This is a genomic window from Dyadobacter sp. 32, from assembly GCF_902506755.1.
In the GTDB taxonomy this organism is placed as follows: domain Bacteria; phylum Bacteroidota; class Bacteroidia; order Cytophagales; family Spirosomataceae; genus Dyadobacter.
The window spans coordinates 3,030,462-3,045,375 of sequence record NZ_LR735258.1; the positions used below are offsets into that span (position 1 = coordinate 3,030,462).

The window sequence follows — 14,914 nt, forward strand, 5'->3', positions numbered from 1 at the left end:
AGAAGCAAAAGAGCAGGTACCACGCTTTGATCCGTGCTACCTGCTCTTTTGTTTTACTCAATTGTCGGTAGTTGAGGGTTAGTCTTAACTGACAATCTACCCCGAATGCCTAATTGCAGTAACTACTGATGGCCTTGTACGACTGCAGATACCCCTGTTCACCCGCCTTGCTTAAATCCAGACACCCTCCGTCTACATCGCCCAGACTGTTCTTTAGAATACCCCGCAGATAAAACGCTTCAGGAAAATTGGGTCGTAACTTGATGGAACTGCTGAAATCCAGAACCGCCCCCTGCTGATCTCCATTTTCAGACTTGATCATAGCCCTGGAAAAATATGCATTGGAGTTGGTCGGGTCTAGTTCTACGGCCGTGGTAATGTCTTCTATTGCACCTTTCATGTCACCACTTCTGGACTTGCTGATTCCGCGTATAAAATAAGCCTCCGCCCGCTCTGTGGTTAGGTTCTCAATCCTTACGTGCTCTTTTACCTGGGCACGTAGAGCATCCAGCGCCTCTCTGCTGATCTTTCCTGCGTAAAGGTTCTTTTTGGGATCGGTAACATATAAGTTATTGACTTCAATAGCCTTGGTGAGATCAACAATGGCCCCTTTGTGATCATTCAATTTACCTTTTGCAAACCCGCGACCATAGTAAGCTTCGTAAAAATTAGGGTCCGCCTGTATAGCCTTGTCGTAATCCAGAATTGCTCCCTGGTAATCCTCTAACCTATTTTTTGCAAAGCCACGTCTGTCATAATAAGAATTTTCCCTTGGATTTAATTCAATTGCTCTGGTAAAGTCGGCGGCAGCACCCTGAAAGTCCCCCAGTTCTAACTTGGCGAGCCCTCTTCCTGCATAGGCACCCGTTCTTTTTGGGCTTAGCTCAATCACTTTTGTAAAATCACTTAAACTTCCCGCAAACTCGTGCAGATCCTGCTTACAGTTTCCACGGGCATACAGTGCAGATATATCGTCTGGCTGCAGTGTTAAAGCTTTATCCAAATCTGCCAGGGCCAGTCTCAGTTTCTTAAGCTTGGCATAACTCACTCCTCTGTTATAATAGGATTTTGCATTATCCGGATTTAATTCAATGGCTTTACTATAGTCCTCCAGTGCAGCACTAAAGTCGCCCAGAGTACTCTTACTTACGCCACGGCTCTCGTAATACAGTGCATCTTTGGGATTAGTTTCTATGGCATGATCGTAGTCCAGAATGGCCCCCCGGTGGTCTTTCAGATTTGCCTTGGCCAGCCCTCTGTTGAAAAAACTCGGTGCGTGATCCGGATTGGTGGCAATAACCTCCGTATAAGACTGCAACGCACCTGTAAAATCTCCTGACCTCGCCTTTGTGTTGCCTTCCTCGAAGAACTCTGCTGCTGAACGTTGTGCAAAACTTTGACTTGAAATAAGTAGGCCCAGTGTCAAAATTGGTATCAATCCAAACTTACTTTTCATTGAGGTAAAACTTTTCACTAAATAGATTGTAGATTAAATGGAGATATAAAAGTATTCAAATTCTAACGGAGCACAGCAAAGACAGTCCGTATTTTTCCTACAATGAATCGAAACAATATAATATTCTTAATTTTGCTTCGGCATAAGAAATATCGTCCCGATTTAAATAAATATTCTAACTATGAATGCTGCTTCAAAGAAAATAATACTGACGGCTTTGATCCTGATTGCCCTGGGTGCCGTTTATTACGCCTTCCAAAAACCTTCTCAACAGGAAGCATCATTCAATGAGCAGGCTGTTCAGGCAAGTTCCCAGCCGGCATCCGTTTATATCTCCACTTTAAAAGACCTGGCAGGCAACCCCGTTCCCATGAGTGAGGATAAAATAGTGTTTGTGAACATATGGGCCACCTGGTGTGGGCCCTGCAATATGGAAATGCCTGGTATTCAGAAACTCTATGAAAAATATAAAGATCATGAAAAAGTAGCTTTCTACATTGTTTCCGATGAAGATGCAGAAACCGTGAATCCATTCATAGCCAGAAAAGGTTACATCCTCCCCTTTTATCAAATTGCCGGGCCATATCCCGCCGCTTTGGACGGGAATGCAATTCCAAGAACCTATATTCTATTCAAGGGTGAAATTCTTGCGCAGGAAACGGGTGCCTCACAATGGGACAGACCGGAGGTCATAGACCTGATTGAAAAGAAATTGTTAGAAATTTAGCAGGGTTTTCCGGGAATTGTATGGTGCTGCCCAAAGCTCTTAGCGATAGGCTATTAGCTATTGAGGCAGTCCAAAAGAAAAGCGTTAAAAAAACATCTCCTTACGCAGTCCGGAATTTAAAAATATCACGTCCTGATTGAGCGCACATCGAACAATCATCCAATCGGATTCAAAAACCAGATAACAAGAAAAGCCCGGAATTCCCGGGCTTTTCTTGTTATCTGGAGTTGCCACTGGCTATTCAACAATGAAATTACCTTTCATCAAAGCGTAGTGTCCAGGAAAACTACAAATAAACGTGTAAGTGCCTTTTTTAGGAGCCGTGAATTCGATGGTGTCACTTTCACCGCCACCTACCAGCTTGGTGTGTGCGATGATATTCGCTGCTTCTGATTTCGGAATGTACTCCGTTTCTCTTGCAGCAGCCGCTTTGCCACCAAAGGCTGCTACATCAACACCTTGCTTCAAAAGAACAAAATTATGTCCCATGGCAGCCTTGGCCAACTTACCTGAATGGGTAAGCGTAAGTTTTATTTTCTGTCCTGCTTTAACCTTGATTTCTTTCAGGTCAAATTGCATTGCATCCGTCCCCTTTATTACAATGGTTTTCACTTGTTTCACCTCACGTGTTTCAGAGGGTGCTGCTGTTTTTCCAAAAGATGGACTAACAGTAACGGCTCCAAAAGCGATCGTTGCGGCTAGAAGCAATACGCTGGATTTAATCATTTTCATATGGTAATATTGATAAACTTGTTTTGATTGACTATAACGGTACAAGTTTATGCAAGGGATTACTAAAAAACAAAACCATTAACATTTGTTTGATAAACAGATGGTCAGAAAAGCGTTTTATACTCGTCTCTGACGGCATTACCAATGCATATAATGGCAATAACCATCAGATAATGATTGATGTCTACCGGGTGCATGGGAATTGGAATGATCTTCGATTTGGTAGCCAGTGCAAAAAACATCATGGAAATAATCACCCATAATGCACTCTTCTGCCGGCTTCCGAGTCCAAGGCAGCAAATCAACAACGTTACCACGATACAGAAGGCCTTGACAATAAGCGAAACATACTCTACCCTGAACCAGATAACACAATAAAACAGCGTTCCTCCAAAAATCAGCGTACCAATGAAGAGTAACCTCGACGACTCCGTTTTCATTATAAGGCACCACGACGCAACCACCAGGCATACCGCCCCCATAGTCATCTCCCCGGCATCCAGTATTCTTCTGATATCCTCCATCACCGGCAATCCCGCGAATACCAGAAAATCCGCCAGAGCACTTGCCGAAATACTAAACAGAAATATTCCCCATAATCCTTTGTTGTACACTGATTGAAACCTAAAATAGCGAAGGAAAATAAACACCCCGGTAAAACTCAATATCAGGTTGGAGACGATATGGGGATTTGAGAGTAATTCCATAGACTATTTCAATATTATCAGCAAAGCAATTTACAAATTATACCTACATTTTGCTACTTCGTGCTTTTCGTCCTACTTTTACCAAAAAAACTGATTTACCAACATGAGCGTTTTAGTTAATAAAAATTCTAAGATTATAGTTCAGGGATTCACCGGTTCCGAGGGGTCTTTTCATGCCCAGCAAATGATTGAATATGGCACCCAGGTAGTGGGAGGTGTTACACCTGGCAAGGGTGGACAATCTCACCTTGAGAGGCCGGTTTTCAATACCGTTGATCTCGCAGTACGTGCTACAGGTGCAGATGTTTCCATCATTTTTGTACCACCAGCCTTTGCTGCAGATGCTATAATGGAAGCAGCTGATGCTGGTATCGGGGTCATTGTTTGTATCACGGAAGGTATACCTACCAAAGATATGATGATGGCAAAAGAATACATAAAGGGTAAAAACTGCCGGCTTATTGGCCCGAATTGCCCTGGTATAATCACTGCCGAAGAGTGTAAAGTGGGTATTATGCCCGGCTTCATTTTTAAGAAAGGCACGATTGGAATCGTTTCCAAATCAGGTACCCTGACTTACGAGGCTGTGGATCAGTTGACACGTGCCGGCCTGGGTCAAACAACGGCCATTGGTATCGGCGGTGACCCTATCATTGGAACAACAACCAAAGAAGCGGTTGAACTGCTTATGAATGATCCGGAAACAGAAGCGATCGTAATGATTGGCGAAATTGGTGGCAGCATGGAAGCGGATGCAGCTAATTATATTAAATCAACAGGAAACAAAAAGCCGGTCGTTGGATTCATCGCTGGGAAAACGGCTCCGAAAGGACGACGCATGGGACATGCAGGCGCCATCATTGGCGGTGCTGACGATACGGCAGAAGCGAAAATCCGCATCATGGAAGAATCAGGATTATATGTGGCAGAATCGCCTGCGCTCATAGGAGAAACTATGCTTTTGGCTTTGGGTAGAAGATAAGCTACGCATTATAAACTATACTTCGAAAGGGCTGGGGAAACCCCGCCTTTTCTTATAAACATGAGGTTCTATCCGCTTTTACTTTTGTTGGTCATCACGGCTTTGTTCTCTACCAATGAAGCAATTGCAAAAGTGGACGACAAGATTTCTCCTCCGGCAGACTTTTTTCCCATTTATGACTACCAGAATGACTGGCTGGTATACAACAGCCATTATAAAAATTATGTACCTTACTCACAAGGAGTTAATGAAAGCGCAAGGTCTGTTAGCCTTAGCATAGACCTGCTTAAAAACCGAAGGTATTTCCTGCTGATTAAAACCGAAGCGGAGGGCTATTTATTTCTGAATGGTGCTTTGCAGCAACGACTGCCTTCAGAAGAATGGCTGAAACTCAATATCGACAGCCTTTTCAGGTCCTTCAAAAGTGAAGAATTGCTTCTAACGGTTTATGGGAGCAGTGGAATTTCGGGCAAAAAAGTACTGCTCTGCAATCAAAAGCAAAAAAATGCTGCAGGAATTGTCCATCACTCAGCCTCCACACTCATCAATATCAAACCAATTCCTTTCAGTCAATTTGGCAACTTCGCGGTAATGGCCATGCTGATTATCCTGATCCTGAATGCCTGGATTTTCAACCTCAATCCGCTCTCATTTGTCAGGCTCATCAATCCGCTGGAGTACTTCAACAATAACCCCAGAGAGCAGCTTTCAAAAATCAACAAGCCTTACAGTAACAGCATCATTTTCTTTGTACTCATTGACGCCATGCTGATGGCCTTTTTGTTACTATTTTTCTCAACAAACGACCTCAACCTCTTCTCCGTCATAACGATATTGACCGAACAGACCAACACTTTTCAATATTTCCTTGACTTCCTCCTTTTATCCGGCATCTTTTTTGTTCTCATCTACGGAAAATTCGTTCTGATGTCGGTTGTCGGGAATATGCTCAATCTGGACAAACTGGTGGATACACTTTTCCTGAAAATTATCCAATCTGCTTATTTCTTCTACGCAGCCCTGTTTCTGATCGTTTTCATGTTAGGTTTCAATCATACCAGTTGGTTCATCCCCCTGAAACCGTACATACTTTTCCCCTTTCTATTTTTCTATATCGGCAGGTTCATATCCCTGTATGTTGTCACCAAGCCTTCTGCATCATTTATTAATCTGTATTTATTTTCCTACCTTTGCGTCATCGAAATAATCCCCCTGATAATTGGCATTAAGTTTGCCTTGTAGTATTTCGGGAGCATTTTGGAATTAAACAAAGCGCATTATACATGAGTGAAACTATCAATTTTGATCAGGATCGACTCAAAAAGGTGAACAGCCTTTTAGTAAGTCAGTCCAGACCTGCAGACGAAAATTCTCCTTATTTTGAATTAGCAAAGAAGTACAACATCAAAGTAGATTTTCGCGCCTTCATTCAAATCGACGGAGTTTCTTTTAAAGAATTCCGCAAGCAGAAAGTCAATATTCTGGATCATTCAGCAGTAATCTTCACAAGTCGCAACGCAATCGATCATTTCTTTCGCATCTGTAATGAAGGAAGAATTGAAGTTCCGGCTACCATGAAATATTTCTGTATTTCGGAGCAAACAGCCAACTACCTTCAGAAATACATCGTAATTCGTAAACGGAAAATTTTTGCAGGCACCAAAACGGCCGTGGAGCTCATTGAACTCATGCGGAAGCACAAAAAGGAAAAATTCCTTTATCCGTGCTCGGATGTCCGTAAAAATGACATTCCCGAATTTGCAGATACGGAGGAGTTCCAGTTTACCGAGGCAACCATGTATCAGACAGTGTCTGCGGATCTGTCGGATCTGGAAGATGTTTTCTATGATATCATCGCTTTCTTCAGTCCATCCGGGATCAAATCCCTGTACGACAATTTCCCTGATTTTGAGCAAAATGCCACCCGTCTGGCTGCCTTCGGGCCCACAACGGCAAAAGCAGTGACAGACGCCGGCTTGATTCTTGATATACAGGCACCTCTACCCAATGCACCATCCATGACAGGTGCCTTAGAGCTCTATATCCGCCAGGCCAACGCCATTTGAGATACCTATTGAATCCATGAAAAGCCGGGAAAATATTCCGGCTTTTTTTTTATTTAATCAATTTTTTTACGCAATATGCGTTATTGAAAGGAATCCCAATCTCCTAAGTGATGTTTTAACCAGTTACATTGGCATGGCCCTGAATTTTACCTTTTCTATTGCAAAACATAAATGGCTCATATGCCTCTTATTACTTACATCCACTTTTGCATCAGCTCAGAAAGATGCCCAGTTCAGTCTTTTTAATCTGAACCAGCTCTTCATCAACCCCGCGGCGGCGGGGGCTGACGGACTCACTAAAATTCAGGTTACACATCGTACACAATACGTGGGCTATCAAAGTACCAACGCGGATGCGGGCGGCGCTTTGTCTACCCAGCTGGTATCTTTCAGCATGCCGGTGAAGAATTTTGGAATAGGTTTTTACGCATTGAACGACAACAGTGGCCCACGTAATGATCAGGACTTTAAGCTTTCCGCCTCCTATCACTTTCCATTAGCAGGTGGAAATTTTTTCCTGGGCGCCAGTGCGGGGATGTTCAGGCAAGCCATAGATTATGGTAAATTAAGAGCCAGAGACCCGGATGATGACCTGATAAAAACAGGTACTATAGCTGAGATGAACCCGGATATCGGGGCTGGTGTACGTTATGTTTCCGATGCTTTTCATGTGGGTCTTTCTGTGTCCCACTTGCTGCAACCGAAATATCAGCTTGGTACGGAAACAGGAACAAATCCTCTGCCCGCGACTGCCTACCTCAACGCGGGAGTCAATATAGAAATGGGTTATTTACTGGACATTCAACCCATCGTACTTGTTAAAGCTTATACCGGATCGGTGTCCGCCGAAGGAGGTGCTACCGTCACCTACAATAAAAGATACTGGGCAGGCGCAACGTATCGCCAACAGGATACGTACTTTATCATTATGGGTGGCTTGTACTTGCTGCCCGATCAGTCCCTGAGGTTGTCAGGTGCATATGATATGGTCATCGGAGGAAACAGACAGAAGTCCCCTTCTTCATTTGAAGTGATGCTCTCTTATGCACTTCCTTCACCAAAATTTGGCAAGAAGACTATCATACGCACACCCCGATTCCGATATTGATTATACTGCGTATACAACTGGTTCATAAAACACAATACTCCAATAGATTAACGGAATAGTATCATTGTGTTCCGATTAAGCGCTTTTTACGTATTGTTTTTTATGATCAACCTGGGTTCAGCGTTCATACTTTGCGAAACTTTAAATTATATTTGTAAAATTTTTCATAGCTATATCATTAATCCTGATTCCTACGTTAACTCCGATAATCGATGAAGTATTGGGTAAGACGATTTAATTGGGGCGTGTAAATTTGACTTTCGGCCCGGGCCCATGTAAGGTTTGTTTTTATTTTCAATATACTATATCATCATCAGTCGACGTTTTTAGGCTAACATTTATTACTAAAATTTCACAAAACCACTATGAATGTTAAAGTGTTCTATCGGGATGGGGTCAAAGGTTTGCTTTTGGTAGCCGCCGTAATGCTTATGCAGAGCTGCGGATTTATTAAAAGTAAATTTGGCAAGGGAAAAGAAGAGAGCGGTGTTTCACAAGGAGAGATTACAGCCACAGCACGTAAGGGTTTCAAACAAACTACACCTGCGGGGATGGTTATGATCCCATCGGGATCGTTTGTGATGGGGCAGGCCGATGAAGATATGGCATCCTCGATGAATAATATGAACCGTCGGGTGACGATCAGTTCCTTTTTCATGGATGACACCGAAATAACCAACAATGAGTACCGTCAATTTGTAAATGCATTACTTGTTGACTCCATTTCGGTTCTGGGTGAAGAAGAAATCATGTCGAAGTATTATCCTGACACCACCGCCTGGAAAAAAGATTTTGCCTACTCCAACGGAGACCCATTTGTAGAATACTACTATCAGCATCCTGGATTTGACACCTACCCTGTGGTAGGGGTGAGCTGGCTTGGTGCACAGTATTTTTCAAAATGGCGTACCAACCTGCTGCACGATTTCCAGAACCAGGAAGGTCAGTTTAACTCCACAGCGTTCAGGCTGCCTACTGAAGCGGAATGGGAATGGGCGGCGAGAGGCGGACGTGCCGTTGCCAAATATCCATGGGGCAACCCATACACAATGAATGGCAAAGGTTGCTTCCTGGCCAACTTCAAACCGCAAAGAGGAAATTACGACGCAGATGGCTACCCATACACAGGCCCTGCCAACGCATACAATCCAAACGATTTTGGCCTTTACAATATGGCTGGAAATGTAGCCGAATGGACGCTGGACGCTTACACCGACAATGCTACAGCGATTGTATGGGATATGAACCCGAAATATGATAACCCCGACGAGCCCCGCAAAGTAGTTAAAGGCGGCTCCTGGAAAGACATTGCCTATTTTCTACAGACCGGTACGCGTTCTTTTGAATACGAAACTGAACGTAGGGCATTCATTGGATTCCGTTGTGTAATGGACAATGTAAATGACCGTGGTGGAGCACGTGCCCGTCGCCGCTAATATTCATTGAATAAAAAAAGGAGCAGCGTTATTTACACTGCTTCTTTTTTTACGACTCAGTTAATAAAACTCTCAAACTTTCATTTTTAATTTTTCACTGTAACCGATTTTAATTCGTATGGCTAAGAATAACGGACCTAGTTTTTTTTGGGATAAACTAGTACCAACCATATATAGCGCCGGTGCTGCCGTCGTTATTTTAGGTGCATTGGCAAAAATTCAACACTGGGATTTCGGCGGCCCTTTACTTACAGCTGGGCTTGGTACTGAGGTGCTCATCTTCCTTCTTTATGCGCTTCAGACATTGACCCAGTCGACGGGACAGGATCCGGATTGGACCAGAGTTTACCCTGAACTGGCAGACGACTATTCAGGCCCTGCTATTACCCGTGGCACTACCAATGCGGGAAGTGGCATTACCGCCAAACTTGACTCCATGCTTGACAACGCGAAAATTTCTCCTGAAATATTCGATAGCCTGGGCAAGGGATTCAGAAACCTGTCGGACACAGTTGGCAAGATTACGGATCTTACCGATGCCACTGTGGCAACCAATGACTACGCGAAGAATGTAAAATCTGCATCTACGGCTATTACCGATATGAACAAGTCTTATGGTGTAGCCATCAACGCAATGTCTTCCATGGCCGATGCCACCAAGGACGCGCAATCCTATCGTGAGCAATTCCAACAGATCACCAAAAACATGGGTGCTTTGAATGCGGTGTACGAGCTGGAACTTCAGGATACTACCAAGCATTTGAAAGCAATGAATGCTTTCTACGGTAACCTCACGACAGCAATGGCAAATATGGCTGATGCTACGAAGGAGTCTCAGACTTTCAAAAATGAGATGTCTAAGCTAACTACGAACATTTCGTCATTGAACGGGATTTATGGCAATATGCTTACTGCCATGCGTGGTAACGCCTGAGCCTAAAAGTTAACAAGCATATAGTAAACCTTCCAGGCAAATTATAAATTGTTTGTTCCTATAAACTAATTAATCACTGATTAAACTGATTACTGAATAATATGGCAGGTGGAAAAGAAACACCCCGTCAGAAGATGATCGGAATGATGTATTTGGTACTTACTGCGATGCTCGCATTGCAGGTAAGTTCGGCCATCATTGAAAAATTCCTTCTTCTGAACAACTCTTTGGAACTATCTTCCGGAGCAGCCAATAGAATTAACCAGGAGACTTCCCTAAAAATCAAGGCAGCCGTTGAAAAATCCGGCAATCGTGCGGCAGATGTGGCCGTGATGAAACAAGCCGAAGAGGTGCGTAAGTTTTCTTCTGAAATCTATAATGAGTTAAATACGCTTAAACAGGAGATCATCACCGGACCTGGTGCTGGCTTGAATGAAGAAGGTGGCATAAAACACCCGCAGGAAGAAGCAAAAGTGGCAGAGCTTATGATCGGTACTCAGAAAAGGGGAAAAGGTTATGTTTTAAAGCAAGACCTTAACGCCTTCACTGATAAGCTGAACGCAATCATGCCGGATGCGGGTAAATTCCAACCCCTGGCACTGGATGGTAAGGATGATCCATTGGCAAAAACCAATAAGGACCAGCGTGGAAAGGACTTTGCAGAACTTAGCTTTGAAAGTACGCCGGTTGCGGCTGCCCTGGCTGTTTTAAGCCAGAAACAAACAGACATTCGCAGGATGGAAGGTGAGGCATTGAATTACCTTGCCAGTAAAGTAGGTGCACAGGATATCAAATTCGACCGTGTGCTGGCTATGGTGAGTGCTGATGCAAAAACCGTAGTGGCCGGTACCAAATTCAAAGGGCAGATGTTTATTGCTGCTTCCGCAAGTGGAATTACCCCCATCATGAGTCTTAATGGTGGTTCTGTAAAAGTGGTAAATGGTGTTGGAGAAATCGAATTTGTCGCACAAGGTGGCGGATACAATGCGGAAGGTATAGCGCGTCGTGAGCTCACTGGTACGATCCGAATTCCTACTGCGTCCGGAAGAGACACCACTTACAATTTAAAGCAAGAATATTTTGTCGTTAAACCGACTTACGAAATCGAAACGGGTACTATGCCTCCATTATATCTCGGTTGCGCTAATAAGTTGAGTGTACAAAGTGCTTCACTGGGCGCTTTATGGGCACCATCCTTTACCGCAGATGGCGCTGAGATTATCAATAGTGGTACAAAAGGTAAATTCACGATCGTTCCAAGCAGAGCCAATGTTGTATTGACCGTAAGTAACGGCGGTGCCGTGTTGGGTACCAATCCGTTTCGTGTGCAGCTGGTGCCAAAGCCAACCCTTGAAGTACGTGTCAATGGTGCTCCTATGGATGAAAAACGTGGGATTGCCGCAAGTGCTGCCAGGAGTATCCAGGTGGTAGCGGTTTCAGATCCAAGCTTTAAAAACTTCTCTCCCGACGATGCCAATTTCCGCGTTGCTGAAATTCAGATATCTCTGGCGCGAGGTACCCGGCGCGTTGGCAACCCAGTTATTTTAAATGGCGGTGGATCAATTTCCGGCCTGGCACAACAAGCACAAGCGGGTGATCGTTATCTGATTGAAATTCTCAAAGTAGAGCGTAGAAATTTCAAGGGTGCTATTAGTGAAGTAGAAATGGGCAACCAGAACCGAATAGTGCCGTTAAATTAATTCCTTTGAATTAGCCCCGGACAAGATAAAATTTGAAGCATATGAACAAAAAAACAATCGCATGGTCGTTATTGACCCTTTCAATGGGGGTAACGGTTTCTTTTGCACAAGAAAAGGTTGATTCCACCGAAAATACCTTTTCTGCCCGCCCAATCGCCGATGGTGATGTGATGATGAAGAGAACTTTGTGGAGAAGGGTGGATTTGCAAGAAAAGCAGAATTCTGCGATGTTCTCAAAAAACAATGAGATAAGTCGTTATCTGCTGGAAGCGGCAAAGGCTGGGTTAATTGATGCTTATACCAATGATTCTTGTACTGTAAAGCTTACTCCGGAACTCCTGCACAAAAAGATGCTGATGCCGAATCAGATAGCCGGTTTATCGGCTGAGGAAATAGCAGCGGGTTTTGGTCAACCTGTCAACAACGGAGTTTCCGGTGAGGCAGTGAAAAAACCTGCGGATGACGGATGGGATACGCCCAAAAAAGAAACCAAAAAGACTGAAGTAGCGCAAGAAGATGATGGTTGGGGACCACCTAAACCAAAAAAATCTACCAAAAAGGGAGCCAAAGCGGTCGCAGTAAAAGAAGAGCCGCCAAAAGTAGAAACACCTCCGGTGGATACTTTCCAGCAAACAGCAATGATGCCCGTTGAAGAAGAGTTCTTCCCTACCGACATCAATTTGCTTGAAATAAAAGAAGACTGGACCTTTGATAAAAAACGTTCCAGATTGTATAACGACATTCAGGCTCTGACACTGCTGATTCCTTCGGATAAAAACTCGGCAACTGGTTTAGAGATTCCGATTGCTTCTTTCCGTTACAAAGACGTGGAAAGATTGTTCCGTAGTGATCCTAAAAAATACATCTGGTACAACTCCCACAATACAGCACAAAACAAAAATCTCGCCGACGCCTTTGATTTACGTTTATTCTGGGGACGGATTACCAAGTACTCCAATGCCAACGACAGGTCTTTTATTGACATGTATAATGGAGACAAGGAGGCGCTGCAAAAATCGTTAAATTACGAACAGCAGTTGATGGAAATTGAAAGTGGATTCTGGGAATATTAAGAACCACAAGTTTATAATGAAAAAAGACGGTTCTCAGGAGCCGTCTTTTTCATTATAATGCAGTTTATTTTCACTCTTGAAATTAGCGCATCGCAAGGTGGTTCACATCCGAATTCGTCTTTTGGGTTAAAAGATCCCAGCGAAGGATTGACCAAATCTCTCCCTCAAAAGGGAAGTTAAATTTTGGAATGCCACAGAAGATATTCATCCTGCCTCAAAGGAGAGCATCCAGAAACCGTAATCAATCCGCCAACCAGCTGCTTTGCCCCTTTTCAGAGGCCTGTATAGCCTCCAACTACCAATTTAGCCTCAGAGCGCTTTAATCCAGTCTTTTCGGCACATCCTGCAAATAAAAATTCTCTATTGCCTTAGAATCAACCAATGGATTCACAGCAATAGAGAATGAGAGTGTAATCGAAAAGATAAAAACTATTCTACAGCTCTGAAAGCTTAATATCCTGATCCGTTAAACCCAATGCAGCAATGGTTTCTTCGTAACTCTTGAAGTTAATGTTTGCATTTAATTTTAGAACAGTAGCAGGAATCACAACCACTTTTATTCCCTGAACAATCCTTTTAGGAGCCACGTCCACGTCTTCAGACCAGTTGGTTTGAAAAATTTCCACAAAGAAATTGGTTCCGTCTACATAATGCACCGCGGTAAATTGGCTGGCCCCTGTGGTAAAACCAACGATTCCCGGTATCGGCCAGTAAGCATCACCTACTTTCAGGTATACGTGAACAGCTGCATTTTCAAGAACGGTTTTATTTTCAGCAGTCACCCCAGTAAGGCCAGTAAGAAAGCCCCCTTGAGCATCAGTGGTATCGGCGCCGCTCACAAGTACAAATGCACTTGCCCCACCTTCTCCATCCTTACCTGCCGCACCCGTTGCCCCGGTAGCACCCGTAGCCCCGGTATCGCCTTTGTCACCCTTAGGCCCGACTTCGCCTTCCGGCCCTTTGCAACTAATTGAAAACACAACGATCACTACCCAGGCAAGCGCTAATAATTTTTTTAACATAACAGTAGAATTTAAGAATGAGAAATAGGTATGGTATATATTACTGATTTACTTCATTATACGCCAATAACCGGAAAAATGATGAGAAAAAATATACTGACAAGATAATTTACTCAAAAAATGTTTTGGCCATCGAAAAATAAAGTCTCCAAACGTACAGCGGGACCGGATTTCCCTGTAAAGTACCATTTATTCGAACCTTCAAAGCATCAGGAATTGCAGGATAGTCGGCATAAAAAGATTACTGATCAGGCCGCTAAAACCTCCGGTAGTTAGTCATCCACATCCAATGAATTCACACCAGCATCAGTAGGTCTGTAGGTAGCATATTCATCCAGTTTCCTTTTATTAGACTCGGGCAACTGCAAATCAATTTTCCAGTTCATTGTCGCCGCCAGCTGAAACATCATCAATTGTACCTGATTTGTTGCAATACGTGGCAAGTCACTTTCGAGCGCCTTTTCGTTCATCGCCTGCTTGGCTTCATTCAGTATCGAGGTGTAGTCATCGCTCTGGAAACGATTAAGCCATCCCTGTTCGATATCATAGAATTTATAATCGGTATCCATGGATAAAATCTCGGGTTCAGGAAAAAAATCGATGATCATGCGCCGGTTTCCTTCCTCGACATGAAAACGCATTTTCCCAAAATCATATCCCACCAATACCTTTGCCTTCGCAATAACCAACGCCTTCTTTTTGTCGTTGATTAAATTCCAGAAATTTTTATCATGCTGATAATTGTATATTTCTGTGAAGTAGCCCTCGGCCATTACCACTTTAAACACTTTTTCTATACGTTCCAAAAGGACAGAAGATTCTTTGACGGTATTAGATCTACCACGATAACGTCCAGAAAAAAAATAATAGGCCGCAGCGCCTATCCCTGCACCTACCCCAAGGGATAATATAAAAAAAAGTAGTGTGCTAAAATTCATGATTTCTATTTTTGTAGTGATTAAAATTCAGAC

General features: G+C 43.4%; 14 protein-coding genes. 9 read left to right on the forward strand and 5 right to left on the reverse strand.

Annotated elements, in window-relative coordinates:
* Positions 1-109: 109 nt before the first annotated feature.
* On the reverse strand, positions 110-1,456 hold the full coding sequence (locus DYADSP32_RS12355) for a tetratricopeptide repeat protein (protein WP_149242445.1): 1,347 nt from the start codon (positions 1,454-1,456) through the stop codon (positions 110-112).
* 181 nt (positions 1,457-1,637) lie between these two features.
* Between DYADSP32_RS12355 and DYADSP32_RS12360 the strand changes: the two genes are divergently transcribed.
* The gene (locus DYADSP32_RS12360) at positions 1,638-2,183 is read left to right on the forward strand and encodes a TlpA disulfide reductase family protein (RefSeq protein WP_149242444.1); all 546 of its coding nucleotides are present in this window, start codon (positions 1,638-1,640) and stop codon (positions 2,181-2,183) included.
* Positions 2,184-2,420: 237 nt separating this feature from the next.
* Here DYADSP32_RS12360 and azu read toward each other — a convergent pair whose 3' ends face one another.
* Positions 2,421-2,960 carry an azurin gene (azu, locus tag DYADSP32_RS12365; RefSeq protein ID WP_414617715.1) on the reverse strand — a complete coding sequence of 180 codons (540 nt, stop codon included), beginning with the start codon at positions 2,958-2,960 and terminating at the stop codon, positions 2,421-2,423.
* Between the two features lie 59 nt (positions 2,961-3,019).
* The gene (locus DYADSP32_RS12370) at positions 3,020-3,622 is read right to left on the reverse strand and encodes a DUF6962 family protein (RefSeq protein WP_149242443.1); all 603 of its coding nucleotides are present in this window, start codon (positions 3,620-3,622) and stop codon (positions 3,020-3,022) included.
* 103 nt (positions 3,623-3,725) lie between these two features.
* On the opposite strand from DYADSP32_RS12370, the gene sucD reads away from it, so the two are divergent.
* From sucD to gldN, 8 genes are all read left to right on the forward strand, one after another.
* Complete coding sequence (sucD, locus tag DYADSP32_RS12375; protein WP_149242442.1) at positions 3,726-4,604, forward strand: succinate--CoA ligase subunit alpha; 879 nt, start codon at positions 3,726-3,728, stop codon at positions 4,602-4,604.
* A gap of 60 nt (positions 4,605-4,664) precedes the next feature.
* A complete protein-coding gene (locus tag DYADSP32_RS12380; protein ID WP_149242441.1) occupies positions 4,665-5,846 on the forward strand; it encodes a DUF4271 domain-containing protein in 1,182 nt (393 codons plus the stop codon).
* Between the two features lie 41 nt (positions 5,847-5,887).
* Complete coding sequence (locus DYADSP32_RS12385) at positions 5,888-6,670, forward strand: uroporphyrinogen-III synthase (protein WP_149242440.1); 783 nt, start codon at positions 5,888-5,890, stop codon at positions 6,668-6,670.
* Between the two features lie 133 nt (positions 6,671-6,803).
* Positions 6,804-7,778 carry a type IX secretion system membrane protein PorP/SprF gene (locus DYADSP32_RS12390; protein ID WP_149242439.1) on the forward strand — a complete coding sequence of 325 codons (975 nt, stop codon included), beginning with the start codon at positions 6,804-6,806 and terminating at the stop codon, positions 7,776-7,778.
* 365 nt (positions 7,779-8,143) lie between these two features.
* Complete coding sequence (locus DYADSP32_RS12395) at positions 8,144-9,214, forward strand: SUMF1/EgtB/PvdO family nonheme iron enzyme (protein ID WP_149242438.1); 1,071 nt, start codon at positions 8,144-8,146, stop codon at positions 9,212-9,214.
* Between the two features lie 118 nt (positions 9,215-9,332).
* The gene (gldL, locus tag DYADSP32_RS12400; protein WP_149242437.1) at positions 9,333-10,148 is read left to right on the forward strand and encodes a gliding motility protein GldL; all 816 of its coding nucleotides are present in this window, start codon (positions 9,333-9,335) and stop codon (positions 10,146-10,148) included.
* A 101-nt stretch (positions 10,149-10,249) separates the two neighbouring features.
* The gene (gene gldM / locus DYADSP32_RS12405; RefSeq protein WP_149242436.1) at positions 10,250-11,848 is read left to right on the forward strand and encodes a gliding motility protein GldM; all 1,599 of its coding nucleotides are present in this window, start codon (positions 10,250-10,252) and stop codon (positions 11,846-11,848) included.
* Between the two features lie 41 nt (positions 11,849-11,889).
* The gene (gldN, locus tag DYADSP32_RS12410) at positions 11,890-12,921 is read left to right on the forward strand and encodes a gliding motility protein GldN (RefSeq protein WP_149242435.1); all 1,032 of its coding nucleotides are present in this window, start codon (positions 11,890-11,892) and stop codon (positions 12,919-12,921) included.
* Positions 12,922-13,355: 434 nt separating this feature from the next.
* Here the strand turns inward: gldN and DYADSP32_RS12415 are convergent, their stop codons facing one another.
* Together DYADSP32_RS12415 and DYADSP32_RS12420 are read right to left on the reverse strand one after the other, a co-directional pair.
* On the reverse strand, positions 13,356-13,943 hold the full coding sequence (locus DYADSP32_RS12415) for a hypothetical protein (protein ID WP_149242434.1): 588 nt from the start codon (positions 13,941-13,943) through the stop codon (positions 13,356-13,358).
* Positions 13,944-14,215: 272 nt separating this feature from the next.
* On the reverse strand, positions 14,216-14,881 hold the full coding sequence (locus DYADSP32_RS12420; protein ID WP_149242433.1) for a DUF4230 domain-containing protein: 666 nt from the start codon (positions 14,879-14,881) through the stop codon (positions 14,216-14,218).
* Positions 14,882-14,914 lie beyond the last annotated feature (33 nt).

What these genes read in the sequence shown, in the direction of transcription:
- DYADSP32_RS12355 (WP_149242445.1), bottom strand. Translation starts at nt 1,456, where the DNA reads ATGAAAAGTAAGTTTGGATTGATACCAATTTTGACACTGGGCCTACTT.
- DYADSP32_RS12360 (WP_149242444.1), top strand. Translation starts at nt 1,638, where the DNA reads ATGAATGCTGCTTCAAAGAAAATAATACTGACGGCTTTGATCCTGATT.
- DYADSP32_RS12370 (WP_149242443.1), bottom strand. Translation starts at nt 3,622, where the DNA reads ATGGAATTACTCTCAAATCCCCATATCGTCTCCAACCTGATATTGAGT.
- sucD (WP_149242442.1), top strand. Translation starts at nt 3,726, where the DNA reads ATGAGCGTTTTAGTTAATAAAAATTCTAAGATTATAGTTCAGGGATTC.
- DYADSP32_RS12380 (WP_149242441.1), top strand. Translation starts at nt 4,665, where the DNA reads ATGAGGTTCTATCCGCTTTTACTTTTGTTGGTCATCACGGCTTTGTTC.
- DYADSP32_RS12385 (WP_149242440.1), top strand. Translation starts at nt 5,888, where the DNA reads ATGAGTGAAACTATCAATTTTGATCAGGATCGACTCAAAAAGGTGAAC.
- DYADSP32_RS12390 (WP_149242439.1), top strand. Translation starts at nt 6,804, where the DNA reads ATGGCCCTGAATTTTACCTTTTCTATTGCAAAACATAAATGGCTCATA.
- DYADSP32_RS12395 (WP_149242438.1), top strand. Translation starts at nt 8,144, where the DNA reads ATGAATGTTAAAGTGTTCTATCGGGATGGGGTCAAAGGTTTGCTTTTG.
- gldL (WP_149242437.1), top strand. Translation starts at nt 9,333, where the DNA reads ATGGCTAAGAATAACGGACCTAGTTTTTTTTGGGATAAACTAGTACCA.
- gldM (WP_149242436.1), top strand. Translation starts at nt 10,250, where the DNA reads ATGGCAGGTGGAAAAGAAACACCCCGTCAGAAGATGATCGGAATGATG.
- gldN (WP_149242435.1), top strand. Translation starts at nt 11,890, where the DNA reads ATGAACAAAAAAACAATCGCATGGTCGTTATTGACCCTTTCAATGGGG.
- DYADSP32_RS12415 (WP_149242434.1), bottom strand. Translation starts at nt 13,943, where the DNA reads ATGTTAAAAAAATTATTAGCGCTTGCCTGGGTAGTGATCGTTGTGTTT.
- DYADSP32_RS12420 (WP_149242433.1), bottom strand. Translation starts at nt 14,881, where the DNA reads ATGAATTTTAGCACACTACTTTTTTTTATATTATCCCTTGGGGTAGGT.